The 24,033-nt window shown below is 57.6% G+C and carries 18 protein-coding genes and 2 tRNA genes; 9 read left to right on the forward strand and 11 right to left on the reverse strand.

Annotation, left to right across the window (positions count from 1 at the left end):
• Positions 1 to 175: 175 nt before the first annotated feature.
• The 4 genes from bamA to lysS form a co-directional block, all read right to left on the reverse strand.
• Positions 176 to 2,857 carry an outer membrane protein assembly factor BamA gene (gene bamA, locus H586_RS0104630; protein ID WP_027181462.1) on the reverse strand — a complete coding sequence of 894 codons (2,682 nt, stop codon included), beginning with the start codon at positions 2,855 to 2,857 and terminating at the stop codon, positions 176 to 178.
• The gene (locus H586_RS0104635) at positions 2,841 to 3,536 is read right to left on the reverse strand and encodes an ABC transporter ATP-binding protein (RefSeq protein ID WP_011367343.1); all 696 of its coding nucleotides are present in this window, start codon (positions 3,534 to 3,536) and stop codon (positions 2,841 to 2,843) included. The genes bamA and H586_RS0104635 overlap by 17 nt, the downstream gene beginning before the upstream one ends.
• The gene (locus H586_RS0104640) at positions 3,533 to 4,759 is read right to left on the reverse strand and encodes a lipoprotein-releasing ABC transporter permease subunit (RefSeq protein ID WP_011367342.1); all 1,227 of its coding nucleotides are present in this window, start codon (positions 4,757 to 4,759) and stop codon (positions 3,533 to 3,535) included. The genes H586_RS0104635 and H586_RS0104640 overlap by 4 nt, the downstream gene beginning before the upstream one ends.
• 74 nt (positions 4,760 to 4,833) lie before the next feature.
• Positions 4,834 to 6,339 (reverse strand): lysine--tRNA ligase, encoded by a 1,506-nt coding sequence (gene lysS, locus H586_RS0104645; protein WP_034618634.1) that lies wholly within the window; start codon positions 6,337 to 6,339, stop codon positions 4,834 to 4,836.
• A 276-nt stretch (positions 6,340 to 6,615) separates the two neighbouring features.
• Here lysS and H586_RS0104650 point away from each other — a divergent pair.
• The 3 genes from H586_RS0104650 to H586_RS18155 all read left to right on the forward strand — a co-directional run bounded on the left by H586_RS0104650 (position 6,616) and on the right by H586_RS18155 (position 7,933).
• Positions 6,616 to 6,691: transfer RNA gene (locus H586_RS0104650), tRNA-Asn, on the forward strand.
• A 534-nt stretch (positions 6,692 to 7,225) separates the two neighbouring features.
• Positions 7,226 to 7,301: transfer RNA gene (locus tag H586_RS0104660), tRNA-Asn, on the forward strand.
• Between the two features lie 230 nt (positions 7,302 to 7,531).
• Positions 7,532 to 7,933 (forward strand): EF-hand domain-containing protein, encoded by a 402-nt coding sequence (locus H586_RS18155; protein WP_011367340.1) that lies wholly within the window; start codon positions 7,532 to 7,534, stop codon positions 7,931 to 7,933.
• 369 nt (positions 7,934 to 8,302) lie between these two features.
• Here the strand turns inward: H586_RS18155 and H586_RS0104680 are convergent, their stop codons facing one another.
• Complete coding sequence (locus tag H586_RS0104680; protein ID WP_027181464.1) at positions 8,303 to 10,264, reverse strand: FapA family protein; 1,962 nt, start codon at positions 10,262 to 10,264, stop codon at positions 8,303 to 8,305.
• Positions 10,265 to 10,310: 46 nt separating this feature from the next.
• Positions 10,311 to 13,223 carry an ATP-binding protein gene (locus H586_RS18160; RefSeq protein WP_011367338.1) on the reverse strand — a complete coding sequence of 971 codons (2,913 nt, stop codon included), beginning with the start codon at positions 13,221 to 13,223 and terminating at the stop codon, positions 10,311 to 10,313.
• A 181-nt stretch (positions 13,224 to 13,404) separates the two neighbouring features.
• Here H586_RS18160 and H586_RS0104690 point away from each other — a divergent pair, with 181 nt between their 5' ends.
• The 5 genes from H586_RS0104690 (at position 13,405) to H586_RS0104710 (ending at position 18,123) form a co-directional block, all read left to right on the forward strand.
• Complete coding sequence (locus H586_RS0104690; protein ID WP_027181465.1) at positions 13,405 to 15,345, forward strand: YgiQ family radical SAM protein; 1,941 nt, start codon at positions 13,405 to 13,407, stop codon at positions 15,343 to 15,345.
• Positions 15,346 to 15,430: 85 nt separating this feature from the next.
• Positions 15,431 to 15,937 (forward strand): hypothetical protein, encoded by a 507-nt coding sequence (locus tag H586_RS19895; protein ID WP_051363862.1) that lies wholly within the window; start codon positions 15,431 to 15,433, stop codon positions 15,935 to 15,937.
• A gap of 40 nt (positions 15,938 to 15,977) precedes the next feature.
• Positions 15,978 to 17,405: a DNA integrity scanning protein DisA nucleotide-binding domain protein gene (locus tag H586_RS0104700; protein ID WP_027181466.1), complete on the forward strand. Its 1,428-nt coding sequence runs from the start codon at positions 15,978 to 15,980 to the stop codon at positions 17,403 to 17,405.
• A 32-nt stretch (positions 17,406 to 17,437) separates the two neighbouring features.
• Positions 17,438 to 17,905 carry an EVE domain-containing protein gene (locus H586_RS0104705; protein WP_027181467.1) on the forward strand — a complete coding sequence of 156 codons (468 nt, stop codon included), beginning with the start codon at positions 17,438 to 17,440 and terminating at the stop codon, positions 17,903 to 17,905.
• Positions 17,902 to 18,123, forward strand: a complete 222-nt coding sequence (locus H586_RS0104710; RefSeq protein ID WP_011367333.1) for a SlyX family protein — start codon at positions 17,902 to 17,904, stop codon at positions 18,121 to 18,123. Before H586_RS0104705 ends, H586_RS0104710 begins: the two co-directional genes overlap by 4 nt.
• A 12-nt stretch (positions 18,124 to 18,135) precedes the next feature.
• On the opposite strand, the gene H586_RS0104715 is transcribed toward H586_RS0104710, so the two are convergent.
• From H586_RS0104715 to H586_RS0104725, 3 genes are all read right to left on the reverse strand, one after another.
• A complete protein-coding gene (locus tag H586_RS0104715; protein ID WP_027181468.1) occupies positions 18,136 to 18,600 on the reverse strand; it encodes a rhodanese-like domain-containing protein in 465 nt (154 codons plus the stop codon).
• 132 nt (positions 18,601 to 18,732) lie between these two features.
• Positions 18,733 to 19,038, reverse strand: coding sequence for a YciI family protein (locus H586_RS0104720; protein WP_011367331.1), 306 nt, complete (start codon positions 19,036 to 19,038; stop codon positions 18,733 to 18,735).
• A gap of 103 nt (positions 19,039 to 19,141) precedes the next feature.
• Positions 19,142 to 19,651 carry a nitroreductase family protein gene (locus H586_RS0104725; protein WP_027181469.1) on the reverse strand — a complete coding sequence of 170 codons (510 nt, stop codon included), beginning with the start codon at positions 19,649 to 19,651 and terminating at the stop codon, positions 19,142 to 19,144.
• 191 nt (positions 19,652 to 19,842) lie between these two features.
• Between H586_RS0104725 and H586_RS18170 the strand changes: the two genes are divergently transcribed.
• The gene (locus H586_RS18170; RefSeq protein ID WP_011367329.1) at positions 19,843 to 20,235 is read left to right on the forward strand and encodes a winged helix-turn-helix transcriptional regulator; all 393 of its coding nucleotides are present in this window, start codon (positions 19,843 to 19,845) and stop codon (positions 20,233 to 20,235) included.
• Positions 20,236 to 20,308: 73 nt separating this feature from the next.
• Here H586_RS18170 and H586_RS19900 read toward each other — a convergent pair whose 3' ends face one another.
• On the reverse strand, positions 20,309 to 23,023 hold the full coding sequence (locus H586_RS19900) for a putative bifunctional diguanylate cyclase/phosphodiesterase (protein WP_051363863.1): 2,715 nt from the start codon (positions 23,021 to 23,023) through the stop codon (positions 20,309 to 20,311).
• A 92-nt stretch (positions 23,024 to 23,115) separates the two neighbouring features.
• Positions 23,116 to 24,018, reverse strand: coding sequence for an EamA family transporter RarD (gene rarD, locus H586_RS0104740; RefSeq protein WP_027181470.1), 903 nt, complete (start codon positions 24,016 to 24,018; stop codon positions 23,116 to 23,118).
• Positions 24,019 to 24,033 lie beyond the last annotated feature (15 nt).

Consider the following 24,033-nt stretch of genomic DNA (forward strand, 5'->3'; position numbering starts at 1 on the left):
GAGCTATTCCATAAGCGGCGGCAACTCCGGTGCAGCCGGGGAGTGCGATAATTTGCGAAACCATACGGCATACGGCCATTTATCGCAACCCGACACAGATGCAGCCCATAAGGCATGCACATGAACATGAAAAAAGGGGATGTCTTGCGACATCCCCTTGATGCGTTCCGGAAGGTTAGAAGGTCTGTCCCATGGTGAACTCGAACTTGCCGTCCTTGCGTTCGCCGTCCACCTCGTTCAGCGGGTAGCCGTAAGCAAAGCGCAGGTTGCCCAGCGGGGACTGCCAGCGCACTTCAAGACCCACGCTGCTCTTGATTTCGTCACTCCATTCGTGCCCCATGTCGGGGTCGATGACGAAACCGGTGTCAAAGAAGGGAATCAGGTAAATGCCCATCTCGTCATCAAAGTACCAGATGTATTCAAAGTTTGCATACGCCGCGCGGGTACCGCCTATGCTGTCGTCGCTTTCGGGATCCTTGGGCGAAATATCGCGCCGGTCGTAACCGCGTATGGAGTTGATACCGCCCAGATAGATACGTTCGTGGACAGGTATTTCCTCACTCTGGTCGTTTTCAAACAGGGTGGCACCGCGCACGCGCACATGCAGCACATGGTTGTTGGCCAGCTTCTGGAAATACCGCGCATCACCGTACAGGCGGATGAAATGGTCAGTCCCCTGCAGCACGCCTCCGCCGTAGTCCACGGCACCTTTCAGGTACGTACCGCTGGTGGGACGCATGCGGTTGTCAATGGTATCGCGCGAGAGTGCAAATCCCGTCACACTGGCAAGGTTTGTGCCTTCGTAGTCGCGGATGGTCTTTGCGGCATCGTCGTCCACGTCGGAATATTTGTACTGGTCCAGACGGTAATACCAGCTGGCCCGCGTAAATTCACCAAGAGGATAGGCAAAGCTCAGAATGCCGCCCACGGTGTCCTTGTCATAGTCTTCCATGTCGCTGCTGCGCAGATAGGCGTTCACACCGACCTGAAGCTTGGTGTCATTATAATGCGGGTTGATAAAGGTGAAATCGTACTCGTTGTCTCTGCCGCTGAACGTGGCGGAAAGCGCGGCACGGTACCCTTTACCGAACAGGTTTGCTTCGCTTACCGAACCGCCGATACCGAAGCTGGAATAGGTGGAGTAAGCGATACCAGCAGCTATCTGTCCGGTATTCTTTTCCTTCACCTTTACTTTAAGATCCACTTCCTCGGGATTGGCTGTGGGAATAAGCTCGATGTCAGTCTGCGAAAAATAACCGAGGTTATTCAGACGCTGGTTGCTGCGGCGCAGTCCGGAGCCGCTGTACAGGTCGCCGTCCGTCAGACGCATTTCGCGGCGGATAACGTTGTCGCGGGTGTGCTTGTTGCCTTCAACTTCCACCCTGCGCACATAGACTTTCTGTTTTTTGGTCATCACATACGTGATGTCCACAATGGAACCGTCGCGCCGTTCGGTACGGAAACTGGTGTCGGCGAAAGCATAACCGTAGTCGTTGTAAAACTCGGTCAGCTTTTTGGTGTCCTTCTGCAGCACGTCGTAATTGAAATATTCTTCATCAGCGGCCTGTTCGTCCATTTTAATGACGTTCAGCAGCGCCTCGTCGGTATCAATCAGGTCACCGCCGAAAGCGATGTTACCCACTTTGTAACGGGTGCCTTCCTTGACGGCAAAGGAAACCACAATGCCGTCTTCCTCGTACTGGACATCGGGGTCACCCACACGCACGTCCATAAACCCGCGGTTGAGGTAGTACGCCCCGATGGCCGCGCTGTCGCGTTCAAGGTATTCTTCGCGCAGCACACCGGTGCCGGTAATCCATGAAATCATGTTGCGGGGACGCAGAGCCAGTTCATCCAGCACATCGTCTTCATCCAGCTGTTCCGCGCCGACAATACGCACCGCCTTGATGTACAGCTTGTCGCCTTCCTGCACCGAAAGCACCAGGCTGGCCGCGCCGCCGCTGCCTTCCACCACCCTGTGGCTTACATCGGCAAGATAGTAACCTTTTTTACGGTACAGGTCGGTCACTTTCATGATGTCCTGCGCCAGCAGTTTTTCGTTCATTACCGAGCCGGTCTTGGTGCTCATGACACTGAGGATTTCATCAGTGTCCACAGCATCGGAACCTTCCACGGTAATGGCTTCAATGCGCGGCTTTTCCTGCACGGTATAGACAAGCTTGAGTCCGTCGGAGGTCTGTTCGGCGGTGGCGCTCACATCGCTGAAGTACCCGAGGTCGTAAATACGTTTGATTTCCCTGTTGACCAGCTTGGGGTCCAGCGTATCGCCCTTGCGCGAGCTGAGCCGCATAAGCACCACATCGGGATCGAGAATTTTTGTACCGCGCACTTCCACGGCGGCAACGGTATCCTGCCGCAGCAGACTGGCCGCGGCTACCTGTGCCAGCTCATCCACTGCAGGCAAAATATTGATAAGGCCGTCTTTCTGTATGAACAGCGGCTTTGCGGGACGAACGCCCACAGCTTCCACAAGGCGGGCATCAAGGCTTATGCTTTCGCCCAGCTGGGTAAAACTGCCGTAAACGGCATAATCAGCGCGTGCCAGCAACGCCAGATCACGCGCAGAGGTGATATCAAGCACGTCCACACCCTGTTTTTGCAGCAGGTCGGCGGCTTCGGCACGGGGAACAACAGAAAAGCCCTGAGCAACCAGACGTTCAATCACAAGGTCGGACAGACTGTCTTCCAGATAGGCCAGATCAGGTTCGGCATTCACTTCAAAAGGAAGGACAAGCACACGCACGTTGGCGGGCGCGGCGGCATTGGCCTGAACGGCCCCCAGACAAACCAGCAGGCTTGAGGCGACGTAAAGCCACAGCCTAGCAATTCTGGTCATACAGTTCTCCAGCTCTCAGTTCTAGACGTCTATTCATGAGTGATGCCAGGGAGTTGTTATGGGTAACCACAACAAGCGTCATACCCAGCTCTCTGTTTAAATCCATCAGCAACTGCCCGACACTGTCGCCCGTGCGTTCATCGAGGTTACCGGTAGGTTCGTCAGCCAGCAGCACGGCAGGATGCATAAGGATGGCCCTTGCGATGGCGGCGCGCTGGCGTTCTCCGCCCGACAGCGTACCCACCCTGTGACCTGCCCTGCCGGACATGCCCACAAGCTCAAGGGCGTGTGCGGCTTTTTTCATGGCTTCACGGCGGGGCATACCCGCAATGACAGCCTGCATGGCCACATTTTCCTGCGTATTGAATTCCGGCAGCAGATGATGAAACTGAAAGACAAATCCAACGTCTCTGCTGCGCATGGCGGCCTTCTGTTCCGCCGTCATGGCTGTGATGTCTCTTCCCCTGAAGAGAACAGTTCCCCGAGAAGGATTATCAAGGGTTCCCAAGAGATGCAATAGGGTCGATTTGCCCGAACCGGACGCCCCGACAACCGCCACAGAGTCACCTTGGGCAATATCAAGATTCAACCTACTGAAAATAATAATTTTTTCTGCAGGACCCTGATATTCTTTACCCACATCTTTCAGGCTGAACAGCATGGTATTTTTTTCCATCATTCGTACCGCAGCGCCTCGGCAGGCTCCAGTGAAGACGCCTGCCGCGCAGGATAGATGGTGGCAAGAAAGCACAGCACCATGGCACCGACGGCAATGGCTGCCAGATCCTGCCACTGCAGCAGCACGGGCAGATGGTCAAGCGAATAGACGCCGGGCGGCAGTTTGATGAACTGATAACGCTTGAGCAGCCAGCACACAAGCAGCCCCAGCCCGAATCCCAGAGTGGTGCCCACAACGCCTATGATAGTACCCTGCAGCATGAAAATGCGCCGGATATGTGATTTTGTAGCGCCCATGGACATCATGATGGCGATATCGCGCGATTTTTCCATAACCAGCATCACCAGTGTGGTGACAATGGAAAAAGACCCCACCAGCACTATGAGGGTGAGCATGATGGACATGGCAGCTTTTTCCAGCTTGAGCGCCGCAAAAAGGTTGGCATTCATTTCCATCCAGTTGCGGCTGTAAAAAGGATACCCGCCCAGAGCCTGAGTAACCGCCTGCGCCACGGTATCGGCGCGGTAAATGTCATCCACCACTATTTCAAGACCAGAAACAGTGCCAGCAGGCATTCCCAGCAGATCACGGGCGGCATCAAGCGAGACGAACCCCAGCGACGAGTCATACTCGAACATGCCGGTAGAAAAAATACCTGCGATCTTGAAAGAAAGGATGCGCGGGGTAAACCCCGCGCTTGTTTTTTCGCCCGAAGGAGACAGCAGGTTGACCCTGCTGCCCACGGTGATACCCAGCCGTTTGGCCAGTTCTTTGCCGATGACAAGACCCGGCGCACCGGATCGTTCAAGGTCGGCCAGAGAACCGTCTACCATGCGGCCGGCAATGCCCAGCACCGCCGGCGCCGAAACGGGGTCCACCCCGCGCAGCACCACACCTTTGACTCCGTAGCGGGTCGAAAGCATGACCTCGGAATAAATGAACGGGGTCGCGCCCTTTACTCCCGGAACGGTTTCGGCCTTGCGCACCAGTTCAGGATAGCCGGAAATACCGCCGCCCGCAGCCAGCGTGATGACATGGGCGTTCACGCCCAGTATCTTTTCACGCATATCCACGGTGAAGCCGTTCATAACGCCCAGCACCACGATGAGCGATGCCACGCCCAGAGCCACACCCAGCACCGAAATGACGGATATGACCGAAATGAAAGTCTGCTTGCGGCGGGCAAACAGATAACGCAACGCAACAAACAGCTCAAAACGCATGCTGCTGGCTTGTCCTTTCCGGTTGGCGGGCCTGACTGCGGCCCGGTATGGCGACTGCTGTTGCCGTTTTCAGATCAGCTCTCCAGCTTAAGCAGCGGGAAGAGGATAACCTCGCGGATGGAAGCCGAATCCGTGAGCAGCATGACCAGACGGTCAATGCCCACGCCCTGCCCTGCGGCAGGAGGCATACCGTATTCAAGCGCACGCAGGTAGTCTTCATCCATAAAGTGCGCTTCATCATCGCCGGCTTCTTTTTCCGCCACCTGATCGTCAAAACGCTTGCGCTGGTCAACGGGGTCATTCAGTTCCGAAAACGCATTGGCCAGTTCTCTGCCCGTTATAAACAGCTCGAAACGGTCAGTCACGTCAGGATTGTCATCATTCCGGCGCGAAAGCGGCGAGATATCAGTGGGGTAATGATAGATGAAATGCGGCTGGATAAGCTTGTATTCCACATCCAGATCAAAAAGCTTTGCCTGCAGCTTGCCCAGCTTTTCGCCTTCGATGACCTTTTCGCCCCGTTCGCGGATATATGCGGACAGCTTTTCGTAATCGTTGTAAAATTCCGGCGCGTGTCCGCCGACTTTTTCCAGCGAGTCATGGAATGTCATCCGCTGCCACTTGCCGGGCGTCAGGTCCACTTCCTGCCCCTGATAGGTAATGACGGTGCTGCCGCAGACCTTTTGTGCCAGACGCGAAAACAACTGTTCCGTCAGATCCATCAGATCTTCAAAGCGGGCATATGCCCAGTAAAACTCACACATGGTGAATTCGGGATTATGCTGGGTGGAAATCCCTTCGTTACGGAAGTTGCGGTTGATTTCGAACACTTTTTCAAAGCCGCCCACCAGCAGACGCTTCAGGTACAGCTCCGGCGCAATGCGCATGTACAGCTGCATATCAAGCGCATTGTGATGCGTGACAAAAGGCTTTGCCGTGGCGCCGCCCGGAATGGGCTGCATCATGGGTGTTTCCACTTCCATGAACCCGCGTTCTTCCATAAAATTGCGGAATTCACGCACAATCTGGCCGCGTTTGCGGAATATCTCGCGGGTACGCGGGGTGACTATCAGGTCCACATAGCGCTGACGGTAGCGGGTTTCCACGTCTTTCAGCCCGTGGTACTTTTCCGGCAGGGGGCGGATGGACTTGGTAAGCAGCTGCACGGAAGAACACTGTATGGTCAGCTCGCCCGTTTTGGTGCGGAACAGCGTACCGCACACGCCCACAATGTCGCCTATGTCAAATTTTTTAAAAACGCTGTAGGCATCGGCTCCCAGCGAATCCCGCGAAGCGTAGCACTGCATTTTGCCGCTTTTATCAAGCAGGTGGAAAAAGGTAACCTTGCCGAAGGAACGCTGGGACACGATACGCCCGGCGCAGCTGAACTCCTGATCCAGAGTTTCCAGTTCTTCGGCTTCCAGACCTTCATAGCCTGCCTGAATTTCAGCGACATCAATTTCTTTGTTGAACCTGTTGGGAAACAGGGGCACCCCTGCGTCCATCATGTCACAGGACTTGGCAACACGGCTCTTGATGACTTCGTTCAGTTCGTCACGCTCATCAAGCCTCGTAAGCATGGGCATAAAGTAAGCGGAATGCTCGGACTTGGTGGGAAGCTTGATCTTTTTGCGGTTTGAGGATTCTTGATTACTCAAGGGAAATATCTCCATGCTCTTAAATTGGTCGCAAACGCTGAATCGGGTATGGGTATTCCAATTGGGACGCTCCGTCAAGGAAGCCCGCCCCCCGTGAGTTTTTAAAGATTTTTTTCACATTATCATTTTTGTACTTGACGAACACAGCCGATCTTTATATCTCTTCCCTTCGCCGGACACGAGTTGTCCGCACCACACTCCCTGGTAGCTCAATCGGCAGAGCGGGTGACTGTTAATCACTAGGTTGGCGGTTCAAGTCCGTCCCGGGGAGCCAGAATATAAAGCCCCTGCTCAGGCAGGGGCTTTTTTTTGCGTCCCGCGCAGGGGCGGCAACGCACCGCGGCCATAGCCACATGCTGCCGCGTGCCACAGCCTGCAACAACAAGCCCCCGTAGCGCCGCCTGCCGCGCTGCCGGACCGGTACTATGCCCGCCTGCACAACAGATGGTGTACCCTGCGGCGCCTCTTTAAATTCCCCTGCACCTCTCCGCTCATGCACCAGCCGGCAGCACGGTATATATAAATGTTGCACGCCGCGGCGAATCTGCCTGCAGCATGACGCACATCTGCCCGTACTTTCCCCCCGTCCCCGCACGCTGCCCGAAACTGCCGGCCGGATATTTTACGTATTTTCAGTTTCAGCTGCCGAACTGCCGTCGGCCCGCTGCCGTAACGCTTCAGCGCACTGCAAAAACGCCGGACACTTTTCATGACTTTTTTTAAACTTTTTGTTTTTTATGCTTGACGACGAAAACGTTACAGCATATACACCTCTCCTCGTTGAGGGCAACAGCGCTCAACAGCACACTCCCTGGTAGCTCAATCGGCAGAGCGGGTGACTGTTAATCACTAGGTTGGCGGTTCAAGTCCGTCCCGGGGAGCCAGAACGTAAAGCCCCTGCTTAGGCAGGGGCTTTTTTTTTCATGCACCGGCAGGTATTATGCAAAGTCGTGCTTGACGATTGCTCTGCCACTTCCTAGAACGTAGGGCGAATCTGCCGCCATTGCGACCGCAGCGTACCGGAAGGCTCCGGTCTGCGTCGCCCCGCGGCATCCCGAATCAACAGGGCGGCTGCTCCTGCTGCAAACCGCCTGCAAATAGAGAGGGTACACACATGAAACGGCTCCTGCTGGCCAGCGCATTCATTCTTGCAAGCGCCGGTCCTCTGGCTGCTGGCGAAGAGTTCGGCCGTATGGATACCGACGGTAACGGTTCGGTCACATGGGAAGAATTCTCCGCGGCCTACCCGTCCATGCGGGAACCCGCCTTCGCCGCCATTGACACCAACGGCGACAAACTGATGAGCCACGAAGAATGGCATAATTTCCGCAACCGTCACGGCAAAGACGGTGCCGGCATGCAGAATATGGGCTCAGGCATGAAAATGCCTCCCGAAGGGATGACCATGCCGCCCAAAGGCATGCCCGGCAAAAACGGTAAACCCATGATCATGCCCCCCGCAGGGCACGGTAAACCGCAAAACGGAAAAATGCTGATCGAACCTCCTAAAGAATAATATGCAGGGCCGGACCAATCCGGCCTTTTTTTCCGCCTCATGCCATGCGCCACAGTCTGCCCGCACGGCTTTGCCGGACCTTCCCTCCGCACGAACCGCGGTACAAAAAAAACGGACCTGTGTCCGCTTTTCTGTACCGGCTGATGCACGGCAGGCACTGACGCGTCAGCCGGTGCCGCAAGAATGCTTTGCGCCTCTGTCTCTGTATACGCGTCTTTGCGCAGGCAGGTCATCCGCATACAGGTCATCCGTATGCAGGCCGTCCGCAGCAGGCCACGGGCACCCTGCTGAATGCCGACGCCCGCGCTGACAAGCCCTGAAAAATCTGTCCACGCCCCGATGGGCAGAACTACGCAGACAAGCCCGCCGTCATTCCTCTTCTTCAGACGCGGCGATCACCTTGCCGAGCGAACGCAGTTCCACCACACGCTTGCTCGAAGCCATGCGGAATTCACACTGGCTTACGGGGCTGCTGACCTCAAAGGAGCGGTCTTCAAACGTGACCACGGTACCCGGATAGACCACCCCGCTTACCTGCACGCTGACATTGGCCAGCCGTTCTTTGGTCACCTTTTTCAATTCGGCCAGTTTTTCCTTGCCGCTTTCAATGCTCCGCTGCGCCTCTTCTCTGATAACAAGCAGCTTTTCCACCGCCTTGTAATTTTCCTGCCGCACCTGATTCAGTATATCTTCATCACTGCCGGTACCCAGCGTCTCATTGATGCGCTTGATGGCCGCCCTGCGGGTGCGCACTTCTTCTTCCATGTCTTCCAGCGCTTTCATGTCCAGCTCAATGATCACGTGTGTGCGCACGCCCAGCTCATTGCCCAGCTGCCCCACACGCACACCGCCCTTGGAACGCACAGTGCCGCCCACAATGCGCCCGCTGCCGCCCAGAGCAACCAGACCGCCGCAGGTGACATCGGAATTATCTATAGATTTGGTGACCTGTATGTTGCCGCGTACGTCTACGCTTCCCTCGCTTATAAAGCCGGCTTTCAGGTTGCCTTCAACAATCACATGCCCCTGATCCTGCAATACCAGTCCCCCCGCAAGCAGGTCGCCACCCGTATGCAGAAACGCCGCCTCCACAACCCCCTGCACAGTGACATTTTCCGGGCAGTTCACGGAAAAACCGCTCAGCACATTGCCGCGCACCAGCAAAGCTCCGCGCTGCAGGTCAACGTTTCCCGTCTCCATACTGACATCGCCGCGTACCACATACATGTTTTCGACAGACAGGCGCCCTTTGGCATGCTGTACAAACCCGTCCAGCGCAGCACGCAGCGTCACACCGTCTTCATCTTCCACTATGCTTTTAGGGCACAGCACACAGGGTACGGGACGTCCGGGATGCGGTGCGACGCTTTCGCCGAATACATCCCTGCCCGCATCACCGGCAGTGGGAGGATACAGCAGAGCGACGGCCTCACCTTCCGTGACCACCGGCAGACTGCCGCGGTCCTTATAGTCTATGGTTCCGTCCGCCCCCACCTTGCCCGCCATCTCCATGGTGTCAAACAGCAGCTCCAGACAGCCGTCGGTGCCGTGACGGGGCATGACCCCCCGGGCGATTTCCACATCGTGCACAGGCCCGCCGGTTTCCGCAGCACGCAGCAGCGCGTCCCTGACAGGTTTTTCATTAAGCGGCGCCACCACCCCCATCGTATCCAGCAGTTCACGCAGCCGTTCCAGCGTCACGGGAATGCCCAGACAGTCACGGTGGTACAGTGTAGCCGTAATCCGTAACCGGTCCGAGGCAACGGTTATCAGCGGCAGCACCTGCACCACGCAACCGGTCACCATCACGGTGCCGTACACTTCGGCAACCAGCTGCCCGCCCTGTTCCTGCATGCTGCAGTTGCCATGGTCGGCAATCTGCAGGTCGCACGACAACAGCTCGGGCGGAGGCGACACGGGCTTGCCGTCGATACGCATGCCGCCCTGTGCAGGAATGGCCGGCATAAGCGTGCCGAATGCCATACCCGGAAAAACGGGGAAACGTTCATCGCCGAAACACATAAGCCGCCCGTTGGTTCCCGCCACAGGCGGCACCCCGCGGGCGACCACAATTTTAGTCACATCCTCGCCGGCCTGAAGCTTTTCAATGACCGTCCGCGCGGCATTCACATCCAGCGGAACCCGTATACCGGCTTTTGCCAGCTGCTCCGCCATCAGATCAACGCTCAAGGGGCTGCCTTTACCCTTGGGCGGCACATAGCGGGCTATGCCCACTTTCATGTAATCTTTGCTGGCATTGAACCGGACCACGGCGTCGGCGTTGGCGGAACCGGTTTTCTGCCCGCTATGTGCGGTGTCGTCATGGCTCATTAAAGAAACCGTCGTTTACGAGTCATCGGTTGCAGACGCTCTGCCATCATCCGGCATGGTGGCCTTCAGCTCCGCGGGCGTCAGGAAAAATCTTCAGCAGTTCGTGCTCCAGATGGTTGATGGCATCCATGAGCAGCAGAAAAATAGGGCGCACTTCTTCCGGTCTCGCATCACGCACACGGCTTTCAAGCCGAGAAGCCATCACGCATACGCGGGGGGCGCCCATTTTGTCGGCTTCGTGCATCAGCGTATGCGCCAGCGAGTGCAGTTCCAGCAAGTTGCCGCGGTCAAAGGCAGACCACAGGCTTTCGCGCAGAGCCGCCACTGTAACAAGAAAACGCCGGAACCGGTAGGCCTCGCGCTGGCCGCCGGTGTACGGTTCCATGACAGGATGCGCATCATAGGCGGGCATAAGCGGCGCATCGGCCCCGCCGCCGTCTGCGGTCCCGGCCTGAAGCTGGACAAGATGCTTTTTCAGCGCTTCCAGGCGTACAGGCTTGGAAAGGTACGAGGACATGCCCGCCTGGACAAAACGCTCTTTATCACCTGCCAGCGCATGCGCAGTCAGCGCAATGATATGCACATCCGGCGCCGTTGCCGCCGTATCAGGGGTAAAGCCGCGTATGGCCCTTGTGGCATCCAGCCCGTCCATCACCGGCATCTGCACATCCATAAAAATACAGTCATAGCGCTTCAGCGCGGCCTTTTCCACGGCTTCAGCACCGTTCTGCACCGCATCCGCCTGGTGACCAAGTTTTTTCAACGCCAGAATCATAGTGCGTCTGTTCAGGGCATTATCTTCCGCCAGCAGTATGCGCAAAGGCAGCATCTCAGGAACATCTTCCCCTTCCTCGATGGCACACGCATGCGTCTCGGCCACTTTAAAGGGCAGTTCCACCTCAAAACGGCTGCCCTTTCCGGCTTCACTGCGCAGAGAAATACTGCCGCCCATCATCTCGACAAGCTGCCTGCTGATGGTCAGTCCCAGCCCTGTGCCGCCATATTTGCGTGTTATGGACCCGTCCGCCTGACGGAAGTTTTCGAATATGATGCCGTGCAGGTGCTCCGGAATCCCTATGCCCGTGTCCTGCACAGTAAAGCGTACACGCTGTACACCGGCTATGTAACCACCAGAAGAGGAAACACATTCCACAGCAACGTTGACGCCGCCTTCTTCCGTGAATTTGATGGCGTTGCCGATAAGATTCACCAGAATCTGACGCAGTCTTCCGGAATCGCCCATCAGCTCGCGGGGCAACCCCCTGCCAAGAAACATCGAAAAATCAAGACCCTTACGTTCGGCTTCATGCCGCATAACGCGCATGACCCCGCCGAGGAAACGGGGCAGGCTGAACTCCACTTCCTCAAGATGCAGCTTACCAGACTCAACACGGGCAAGGTCCAGTATATCGTTAACAATATCCAGCAGCGCCTCGGCAGACGACAGTGAAGCCCTGAGGTTTTCCCCGACGCCTTCGGGCAGATCCTCCTGCAGCGAAAGCTCGGTAAGGCCGATGATGGCGTTAAGCGGTGTGCGGATTTCATGGCTCATATTGGCAAGAAATTCGCTTTTTGATCTGCTGGCCGCTTCCGCTTCACGCGAGGTCTTCTCAAGCTGCTTCTGCGCTCTGTTACGCTCTATGGCAGCCGCGATGATTTCTGCCGCGGTCATGAGCAGCTGTTCGTCCAGCTGCGTCCAGCGGCGCATGGTGCGTGTGTCGTCAAACCCGATCAGACCCCACCACTGCCCGCCGACCTTCAGCGGCAGCACAAGAATGGACTGGATGTCCTGCGCCCGCAGCAACGGCTGTTCCTCTTCCGGAAATTCATCCACAAGCCCGCTCAGCGCCTTACCCTGCTCCAGAGTCTGCGCCCAGCGGCTGAAAGCCGGCAGATAGGGCACGCATTCCAGTTCTGATTTGCCGAACTGCGAGGCAACTCCCTCGGAGCAGACCTCAAAACGGTGGCGGCAACACAACTGTCCGTCGTCATTTATAAAATTTTCAAAGATATAAACGCGGCACACGTCCACCGTTTCACGCAGGCTTTCCAGTGTGGTGTGCATGGCGTTAAGCGAACTGAACTGGGAAAGCAGTTCGCGCGCACAGGTGGAAAGCACTCTTTCGTACATGAGCCGCGTGGCCAGATCGCGCTGGGCGTCGCGGCGTTCGCTGATATCACGCGCCACCGAGACCAGCAGTTCCGAGGAAACGGTGGTCAGCCTGCGCAGTCCCACCTCCACGGGCAGCAGAGTGCCGTCCTTGTGCCGGTGATACGTTTCCACAGCCCCTTCGTCCCTGCCGTCAAGCACGTTACGCAGGTACGGCTCCAGACCGTGTTCGCTTACTGCTATATTGATGTCCTCCGGACGCATGCCCAGAATTTCTTCACGCGTATAGCCAAGCTGAGTGTACGCCCGGCTGTTCACATCCACAAAGAGTCCCGTCCGCAGATCTGTCAGGTATACCGCATCCGACGAGGCCTCCAGCGCCATGCGGAACCGCCGCATTTCCTCTTCCGCAGTACGGATGTCTGATATATCCAGAGCCAGTTCGTACCGGACCAGCCTGTTGCCCACCCATGGTATGGCCCTGTCGATGCATCTGTACCAACGCTTCAGTACAGGGTTATACAGCTCCCATATATGTGATGAATCAGGATCGTTACGTATTATATCGTTTGTACAGAAAGGACATGGTTCTTCAAGTCCCTGTAAAAACTGGTAGCACTTTTTACCGGTGCACGGACCGATATCTTTCTCAAGCGTCCTGTTAACGTACAGCAGTTCATATGTTTCCATATCTGCAACATATACATACTCTTTCACGCTATCAAAAAGCCGCAGAAGAAGATCGTGTTCTCTGGAGCTGCCTGTAAAGACATTCCCTGACTTCAGAATCTCATTTTCGCGTTGCAGTTCGACAATCTGCTTTTTCAGCAGCTCGACTTCATTTTCCATCGCGTTATCCATTTCACCGCAAAACGGCAAAGATTGTTACCGGATCAAAGCAAGCAGTCACTCACACTTGCGCCTGTTATTATCTGATTTGCGGTGCCAGTTCAACACACTGCAGCAGGAAAGCACCGCCACCCCGCACAATGGCCTTGCGCAGCGGCAGGGCGCACCCTATATTCGCGCCATGCGCATACATACATCCTCTGTGCCCGCCATGCCTGCGGGCCGAACGCCCCTTGAGCAACCCGAATTTTTACCCATGACCGCAGCCGATGTAAAACACATAGGCTGGGACGGCATAGATATTCTGCTGGTAACCGGTGACGGATACGTAGACCACCCCAGCTTTGCCGCAGCCATACTGGGGCGGTGGCTTGTGGCGCATGGCTACCGGGTGGGCGTGGCCGCCCAGCCGGCCTGGGACAGCACAGCCGATCTGGAAAAAATGGGCAGACCGGCTCTTTTTGCCGGCGTAACAGCCGGAGCGCTCGATTCCATGCTGGCCCACTATACAGCATTTCGCAAAAAACGCTCCGACGATGCATACACCCCCGGCGGCAAAGCAGGAGCACGCCCCAACAGGGCGACCATAGTATACACCAATCTTGTGCGGCGCGCCTTTCCCGGTCTGCCCGTAATTCTCGGAGGCATAGAGGCTTCGCTGCGGCGCATAACACATTACGATTTCTGGACGGACAAACTGCGCAGACCGCTGCTGCTGGACAGCAAAGCCGACGCCATAATCTACGGCATGGGCGAACGGGCCATGCTGGAAGCGGCCGTGGCTCTGGATGAAAACGGCTATGCGCACCAGCAGGACACCGGAGCACTGCCGCCGCTGTGGACTGTTTTTTCCGCCCTGCGCGGCATGGCCTGCATGGTACCCGCTGACTACGCTCCGGCGGAAGCCGATGTTTTTGAGCTGCCCGCCCACGAAGCCATCGAAAAAGCCCCGCACCTGCTGCTGCAGGCTACCGTGATGCTGGAAAAGCAGGTGCACGCCATGAACGCTCCGGCCATCCAGCCCGCGGGAGGCCGCAAGGTACTGCTTACGGCTCCGGCCCACCCCCTTGGTGAAGAGGAAATGGACCGTCTGTACTCGCTGCCCTTTGCACGCACGGCGCACCCTGCCTACACCAGTCCCATTCCGGCAACGGATATGATGCTGACTTCAGTCACCACACACCGCGGCTGCGGGGGCGGATGCTCATTCTGTTCACTGGCGCTCCATCAGGGCAGGCGCATTGCATCGCGCAGCCGCAAATCGGTCATCGAAGAGGTGCGGGCCATGACCCGCCGTGCAGACTGGAAAGGCACCATAAGCGATGTGGGCGGACCGAGCGCCAACATGTGGCAGGCCGCATGCGCGGCCGACCCCGCCCGCTGCCGCAGGGAAAGCTGCATGCACCCTTCGGTGTGCAAGGCATTCAAGGCTCAGCAGCCCGCCGCCATTGACCTTCTGCGCACCATACGCGGCATGGACAAAGTACGCCATGTGCGCGTGGCCAGCGGGGTGCGGTATGATCTGGCGCTGAAGGATGACACAGCGCTGCGCGCCTATACCATGGAATTCACCGGCGGCCAGCTTAAAGTGGCGCCGGAACACATCTGTGACAACGTACTGGAGCGCATGCGCAAGCCCGGACTTCCCGCCTTTGAAGCCTTTCTCGAAGCTTTTGAAACTTTCTCGCGTGAAGCCGGTAAAGAGCAATATGTCATTCCCTACCTTATGAGTGCGTTTCCCGGCTGCACGGACGACGACATGCGCACACTGGGCCGCTGGCTGCGTCAGCGCGGCTGGCAGCCCCAGCAGGTGCAGTGTTTCATACCCACGCCCGGAACAGTGGCCACCGCCATGTACTATGCCGGTATCGACCTGCAGGGAGACCCCATATATGTCGCCCGCACCGATGCCGAACGTCTGCGCCAGCACCACATACTCATTCCCTCCCACGGGGGGGCACAGGGCGCTGCCGGCAAAAAGCACGGGCAACAGCGAAAAAACGCCCCCCGCCATGCCGCCGGAAAACAGCAGGCTGCACAGCAGACCCGGCGGGACGACGACCGCAGATCCCGCGGTCGCAGCAGCGCGCGCCCCTCACGGCCGCAGCGCAGAAGGGGCTGAGCCGGACCGGATACCGTTCCTCAAAGGATGCACGCAACGCGCGCATCCTTTTTTCATACTTGAAAAAGCAGTGTCCCCTGACGTAATGACCAGAACACAGACCATGCACAGACTGACAGACCACTCATACACCGCCGGCACCGGCTGGCTGCTGGCCGTCGATGGCGGTCTGCGCGCCGGTGTGGCCATGTTTGACCGGCACGGAACCCCGCTGTGGTGCCGTTCATTTCATTACGCCACCATCGGGTCCATGCGCAGGGCCGCCCGCGCCCTGTTTTTTCGCCATGCACAGCTGGAGCACCTGCTGGTTGAAGGCGGCGGCGCAGCGGGCGGGGCATGGCAGCAGGAGGGAGCACACGCCGGTCTGCAGGTGCATGCCATCGGTGCCGAAGCATGGCGCCGCGCACTGCTGTCCGCACATGCGGTGCGCAGCGGCAAAGACAGCAAGCAGGCAGCCGTGGCCATGGCCTCGGCATTGTTCCGCCGTCACGGAAAAGCGCTGGTCAGACCGCCCGCCCACGACGCTGCCGAGGCCGTCATGGCCGGAGTATATTTTTTCAGCATGCTGCAGCAGACAGACGGTCAGGACTGATGCCGCCCGCCCTGCCGCAGCCCAACGCAAGGAGCAGTGTGTGAAGTCCCCCTACCGCAGCCTGTTCATCCACAACAGTCTAGACGGCCTGCGCGAAGGGCTGAGCCATTTTTCCGGCCCCAGCCGTGTCGCCCTGCTGCTTGCTCTTGCCCCCGGTGACCCGCTGCATGTCATTGATCCGCAGCAGCTTCTTAACGGACACGAACCACGGCTGGAAGAGCTCTACTGTTCCACAGCCGGATGGAAAACCCCGCATCCGGCCCTTGCATGCCTGCGCAGCGGAGACATCATACCCGCGCCGGATCCGGGCCTTACCGGCCTGCTGGCGTTCGGCGGGCAAAGCAGTTCGGCGTTTTTTCAGATGTGGTTTACCGAACAGCATCCGGACCTGTGCTCTCCGGGGCCGACCCTGCGCTGGCTTGAACATGCCGCGGGGCAGCTGGCGCAGGATACTGCCATTTCCGGCACACTGCGCAATTCCACCTCGGCGTTTGTACTGCAAAGCTACGCTTTTCATGCCGTACGCGATTATATTGTGGACCAGCGCAACTACACGCTGGGCCCCGACACCCAGCTGCGCGTCTACCCCACACTGGACGCCATACTGGGCATTTCATGCACGCGGGAGGAAGGAGCATGGCCCTGCGGACGGCTGGCGTTTGTGGAACCTTCCATGCTGTGCCGCATGAGCTTCATGGCAGGTTTTCCACGCATGGAGCAGCCTGTGCTGCGCAACCTGCGCCACTGCCGCAAGTTTCTTCAGGCTGTGGAATGCGCGCCCCGCACACTGATTTCAGACGGGCGCTCCATTGTGGGCATCAGCTGCGATGCCCTGCCGCCGGGTACCATCATTGCCGATTATCAGGGCAGGCACGGCTTTCTGCTGCTGGACGACGAAGTGATATGCAGTTTTGAAGAGGGAGTGTTCCACTCCACCAACCGGCGGGCCAATCTGGTGCAGTTTGAAGAGGCCCTGCTGGAAAGCGGGCTGACTGAAGACCACCAGCTCAATCTTATGCGCATTGTATCGCACATCGTACGTCACGCCCGCGAACGCAAACACGGCTGCACTCTGGCCGTTGACCTGCGCGCCATTCCGCGCAATCTGGCCGGGCAGACCCTGCAAACCCCGCTTGATCTGCGCTGCGAAGACCACCTGCGGCTGGCCACATCGCTTTCTAAAATCGACGGGGCTCTGCACATCTCCGGCACCGGCGAACTGCATAATTTCGCCTGCTTGCTGGACGGCAGAACCGTGCCCGGCGAAAACAGGGCCAGAGGAGCACGCTTCAACTCGGCATTGCGTTTTACCGCCGCAAATGATGATATGATTGTCATTGTTGTTTCATCCGACAGGCCCGTATCCATAATCCAGCGCGGCATAGAGCTTACCGCCCGCTGCGAATGGAGCCCCCTGCCGGGCTTTGCCCCGCAGCCGCCCGTGCTGGAAGACTGGCTGCGCGGCTGACTGAAAACTGACGGACGCAGACCGGAGGCAATATGCGTTACTGGCTGATGAAAAGTGAACCGGAGTGTTTTTCACTGGAAGATTTGGTGAACGCTCCGGAGCAGACCACCCCGTGGGACGGAGTACGCAACTATCAGGCCCGCAATTTCATGCGGGACGAAATGCGCCCGGGTGACAAGGTGCTTTTTTACCACAGCGGAAAAAACCCCGCCATTGCAGGGCTGGCAGAAGTATCGCGCGAAGCCTACCCCGACCATACGGCGTGGGATCCCGAAAACAACCATTTTGACCCGCGCTCCACGCCGGAAGCGCCCCGCTGGTTCATGGTGGATGTGAAATACATCCGCACTTTTTCCAGTCCGCTGCCTCTGGCTTATCTGAAAACCGTACCCGAGCTGCAGGACATGGCGCTGCTGCGCAAGGGCAACAGGCTGTCCGTACAGCCCGTAACTGAAAACGAATTCAACGTCATCATGACGCTGGCGGAGATGAAGGCATGACAAAAACGCTTGAAGACCGCATTATCAAGCTGGAAGAAACGGTATATTTTCAGGAAAAAACCATAAGCGAACTGAATGATGCGCTGACGCAGCAGCAGTTGCAGCTGGACGAAATGCACAAGCTGCAGCAGGCCGTGGAAATCAAACTGCGCCAGATGGCCCCGCTGCTGCGCGATGCGGACGCAGGCGATGACGGCCCGCCCCCCCACTATCTGTAACGCGGCAGCCGGTCAGTAGTCGTGGCCGTGCTCTTCAAAACTGCGCAGCGGCGGCGGACAGGTACCGGCTTCCAGCGGCAGACCGGCAGCCACCCATGCCTGCACACCGCCCGCAAAACGGTACACGGCCGGAAAACCCGTTATCACCGCCGCGCGTGCTGCCACATCGCTGCGGCGGCACGAAGGCCCTTCGGTATAAAAAACCACGGGTCTGCACTCTGCCGTGCACAGCAGCTTGCGCAGCTTCCATCTGTGCTGCAGGCGGGCACGCCATGTCATGGGCAGCGGAAAACACACAGCAGAGGGCAAGTGGCCCTGCCGGTACAATAAAGCATCGCGCACATCCACAAACAGCGCTTCGCCGCCCAGCAACATGCCATGCGCCGACTGTGCATCCACCAGCCTGTAGCCGCCCATTTCCGCCGCGGCAGTCTGCCTGTGCGGAAAATGTCCTCCTTCTGCCGGTTCTTCCTGCATGATGCACCTCCATGCATTCATAACAGTACAGGCCCTGTTATATGTCAATGCGCTGCGCCTGCCCCAAAAAATAAAACGCCGCGGCACACAGCCGCGGCGTTATCACTGTATATGCTACAGAAGCTTAAGGTATCAGGCGGCCTGTTCGTCGTCGCTGACCAGCAGAGCCAGCGGCATGAACGGTCCCAGCGGGATAAGATCGTATTCAAGCAGACCGTCACGGACCATGGGCAGCGTATCCACAATTTTTCTGGCCTCTTCCATGGAAGGCACCTCCAGCATCATCACCGTGCCGGAACGGTCTTCCCTGAAATAAATTTCCCGGACCACATCTGCGAGATACATCTTGATGGTCTGATGAACTTCTTTCATGAACAGTTCACGGACCCGTTCCGGCGTGGCATCCGGAGACACCTTGTCTATAGCCAATACCTTCATGCGTCACTCCTTTATGGTGCGGGCGGGCAACTGCACGCCTCTGCATGGCAGGTATATGTTTTTACGCCGTTATTCAAGCCGCAGCACAGGCTGTGCGGATAATCTACCACCGGTTGCGACGTACTTTGGCTGCATCAAAGCGGCCACCGGGAGCAGGTGTTTTTGCCGCGTGTCCCGCAACAACAAGTGCCAGCGGCACAACATGTTCGGGCAGGCCGAACATGGCACTGAACTGACGCACGCGCTCCTGCTCAGGATAAATTCCTGTCCAGACCGCCCCCAGACCGGCGTCCACCGCTGCCAGCAACATATTCTGCACTGCCGCGGCGCAGTCCTGCACCCAGAATCCGGGGTATTTTTCTGCAGAAAGATCACCGCACACCAGCACGGCCAGCGGCGCCGATGCTGCCATGGCCGCATAGGGGTGAATGGCGGGCACTGCGGCCAGCGTATCTTTGTCGTCCACCACGATAAAACGCCACGGCTGTGCATTGCCTGCGCTGGGCGCAGCCATGGCGGCTTCCAGCAGCGCCGCCAGCTGCTCTTCAGTCACGGGTTCCTCCGTAAACTTGCGCACACTGCGGCGCATACGTACAACATCTTTAAATTCCATATCATTCTCCTTAAAAAAGCAGACTACAGCAACCGGCTGCCGCTGTATCGCACACATATGCACAGATACTAACACAACACAGGTCTTTTGTGCAGGTACATACCCTCAGGGAACCATGCAGGCTTTCAAGCGCCCTGCAGTCTTGCGCGAAACCTTTTTTGCCGGTAGTGGAAAAAAAAACGGAGGACGATATGAGCGGGTGCGGACTTAAACACTGTGCAGGCAGAACCTATTACTGCTCCGTAGAGCTGACCATCCAGCTGATCGGGGGCAAATGGAAACCTATCATTCTGTATCATCTGGGCACGCGGGGCACGCACAGATTCGGCGAACTGCGGCGCACCATTCCCAATATCACGCAGAAAATGCTTACCCAGCAACTGCGCGAACTGGAAAAAGACGGAATAATCGAACGTAAAGTCTATCCGGAAGTGCCTCCCAAGGTGGAGTATTCACTTTCCACAACGGGGCACAGCCTGATGCCCATTCTCAAGCAGCTGTGTCAGTGGGGCAAGGATTACGAAAAGCATTTCGGTGCGGACAGTCCCGCCGCAGAGCAAAACGGCAGCTCCAGCGCGGCCTGACCGGCGCGGCAGCACCGGCACAATCTGACCGGCACAATCTGACTGGCGCGGCATGACGGCAATAATGGCTGGTTCAGACGGCTTCCGCCGGTTCTCTGCCGTTCAGCAACAGTTCCGCAGCGGCCACCGGCAGCGGTTTATGAAAATAAAACCCCTGAACGTAGGAGCAGCCGAGATTACGCAGCATCTCCAGCTGTCTGCTGTTTTCCACGCCTTCCGCCACGGTATTCAACTGCAGGCTGTTGGCCAGCACGATAATACTGCGCACTATTTCAAGGCATCCGGCCTGTTCTTCCATGGCGCTCACAAACATTCTGTCCACCTTCAGGGTATCCACAGGCAGCTTCTGCAGATACGCCAGTGAAGAATATCCCGTGCCGAAATCGTCGATAGCCAGCTGCACACCGATCTGCTTCAGCCGGTGCATCATGGCCAGAGCCGTTTCCGCGTTTGACATGATGGTGGATTCTGTAATTTCCAGCTTGAGCTGACGGGGGTCGAGACCCGAATCCTGCAATATACCGCTTACACAGGTCACAAGGTCGGGCTGAGAAAACTGCCGCGCAGAAAGGTTCACCGCCAGAAACAGTTCTTCGCAGCCGGGGTAGCGCCTGCACCAGCGGGCCATTTCGCAGCATGATTTGCGCAGCGCGCTCAGCCCGATATCCACAATAAGACCGCTTTCCTCGGCCAGCGGAATAAAATGATCCGGTCCTATGATACCTTTATCGGGATGCCGCCAGCGGATCAGTGCCTCGAATCCGGTCAGAGTTCCGTCATCGGAACGCTGCACCGGCTGGTATTCCATAAAAAATTCATCGCGCTGCAGCCCCGAACGCATATCGTTTTCCAGAGTCATCACGCTGGCAGCGGCGGCAAGCATCTTGGGCCGGAAGACTTTCAGCTTGTCACGGCCCGCAGCCTTGGCGCGGTACATGGCAATATTGGCATTGCGCACAGCAGCCTGAGCGCCGACGCTGTCGCCGCCGTACTCAAAAATCATTCCGATACTGCATGTTATGCGCATTTCATGGCCTTCAAGAAGCAAAGGCTCCTTGAAACGCTTTTTGATCAGCCGCGCCATGCGCACAGCTTCACGCGGACCGGGCAACTCTTCCAGCACAATGACAAACTCGTCACCGCCGAAACGGGCCACAGTATCACAGGGCCGGACCGACGCCACCAGACGTTCGGCCATTTCAGCCAGCACCATATCGCCCTGTTCGTGCCCCAGACTGTCGTTGATAATCTTGAAGCGGTCGATATCAAGAAAAAGGACGGCAAACCCTACCTCCGGTCTGGGAGCCGTACGCACCATGGCTTTGCGGATGCGCGCCAGACACAGCGATCTGTTGGCAACCCCTGTCAGCTCATCATGCTGCGATTTGTAATCCAGCTCCTTTTCCATCAGCTTGCTTTCCGTCACGTCACGCACGGAAGAACGCACCCCCTGACAGATTCCGTCCGATGTCCATATTTCACGGGCAACGACAGAAACCCAGCGTACTTTGCCCGTCCGGTGTAACAGACGGTACTCCAGCGATTCGCCTTCCAGCATACCGGGCGCACTCATGTGCATTCTGAAAGCCGGCAGGTCTTCGCGGTGCACCACTCGTTCCAGCAGTCCGGCATCAGCCATAAAATCGGCAGCAGGATATCCCGTAATGCGTTCGCAGGAAGGAGAAACATACAAAAGCTTTCCTTCCGCGTCATGCCACAGCTCAATGTCGTAGGCTGTGTCGGCCAGCTGCCGGTACAGTTCGGCAGACCGACGCAACGCCCGTGTGCGCTGTTCACGCAGAAACCACAGCGCCATCAGGGCAAAAAACAAAAACGCCGTAACCGCCAGCAATCCCTGCTGACGGTTCAGGGCGTACATGTCGGCGTTGATGTCCTGCACGGCGGCGGCCAGTCCCACTACAAGCCGGTGCGGTGGCAGTTCCACAGTGTTCCATGCCACCATTTTACGCACCGTTCCCCCGCTGCGACGGGTAGCGTATTCATAGCCGCCCGCGCCGGAAGGCTCCTGCACCATGCGGGAATCAAGCTGTTCCAGCGCGGGAAAACCGGCATGCATACCGTCAAACACATTGCGGCCCGCCACAGGAGAACCGGCATGAAAAAGGACCGTACCCCGTTCATCCAGCACAAAACCCGAACCGCTGTCCCCTATGCCCAGCTGCCCCGCATAGCGCAACGCCAGTCCGTGCATGTCAAAAACAGCCACCACAGGAGCCTGCGCCGCATCCGCTGTGCATACCTGCACGGCAACCACAGACTTGTGCTCTACAAACACAGGGGCAAACCACCAGCCGTCGGGCGGCGGGCACCGGACAGGATGCAGCACCGCCTGCCGAAGCCACAGACGTGCCTGACCGCGCAATGCGGCGGAAGCCTGAGGCCGGATAACGAATATACCGGCATCGGCGCCGGTCTGCGTGCCGAAACACACAGCCACAAGTGAAGGGTGTTTGTCGAAAAGATGACTGAGAGAGCCGGAAGGAGCAGTGAACAGCGCCTCATCCGGCACAGGGGCGGGAGGCCGGGCAATGCGCAGATGGCCGGCAACTGAAGAAAAATATCCCTGCATGGCCTGTGCGGACAGCAGGGTCATACGCAGTTGCTGGCGCGAAAAAAGGCCCTCGTGGCGTTGCAGTGCCTGCGTGGCCACCCGATGTGAAACCACCACGGCAATGGCCATGACCACGCATGAAGCGGCTGCAAACCACAACGCGAAACGCGGCAATGACTTTCTGGAAAAGCCGGAATGCGATGCGTCAAAGAACAAGGCCGTCCTCCTTCCGGAGTCAGCCTACTGGATGTAATAATAAATGCAACATAATATTATATACGACCCGATACAAAACACCTCGCTGCCGGCTACTCCTGTTGAACGGCCCGTCTGCGGCGTTTCCACAGAGACTCGCCGCTATATATGGCCACAGCCAGCCAGATAAAGCAGAATGATATAAGTCGTCCTGCTGAAAAAGGCTCGTCAAACACAAACACGCCCAGCATAAAAGCGATTGTGGGAGCGATGTACTGCAATATTCCCACGGTTCCCAGATGCATTCTGCGCGCGGCAAAAGCGAACAGCAGCAAAGGAACAGACGTACAGACCCCCGCACCGGCCAGCAGCAACGAAACAGCAGTTCCCGCATGGCCGAAGGCACCACCGTTGCCGTCAAGCCATACCAGATACACAAGCACGACCGGCGTCAGGACGGCTGTCTCAAAAAACAGTCCGGGCACAGATTCCACATTGGCCGTTTTGCGCAGCAGCCCGTACACGCTGAACGAACCGGCAAGCACCAGCGCCACCCACGGCAGACGCCCCAGCATGGTCAGCTGGACGGCAACCCCCGCAGCAGCCAGAACCAGTGCGGCCTTCTGGCCTTTTGACAGTTGTTCGCCCAGCAGCACACAGCCCATCAGCACATTAAGCAGCGGGGTGATGTAATAGCCCAGGCTTGTTTCCAGCACTCTGCCGTTGTTAACCGCCCAGATGTACAAAAACCAGTTTCCGCCCACCAGTACACCGGCAACAGCCATGACAGCCATGTTGCGCACCGAAGAAACAGCCCGCCGCAGCTCGTCCCACCGGCGGGTGACCTGCATGAGCACAGCCACAAACACCAGTGACCAGACTATGCGGTGTCCCAGCACTTCAAGCGGAGGCACGCTGTGCAGCATTTTCCAGTACAGCGGCAAAAGTCCCCAGAGCACAAAAGCGCCGACAGCCGCCAGACCGCCGGCAACCGGATTCTTTCCGGAATCAAACATGAAAATATCTCCGCA

Origin of the sequence: Oleidesulfovibrio alaskensis DSM 16109 (genome assembly GCF_000482745.1) — a bacterium.
Classification (GTDB): Bacteria; Desulfobacterota; Desulfovibrionia; order Desulfovibrionales; family Desulfovibrionaceae; genus Oleidesulfovibrio; species Oleidesulfovibrio alaskensis.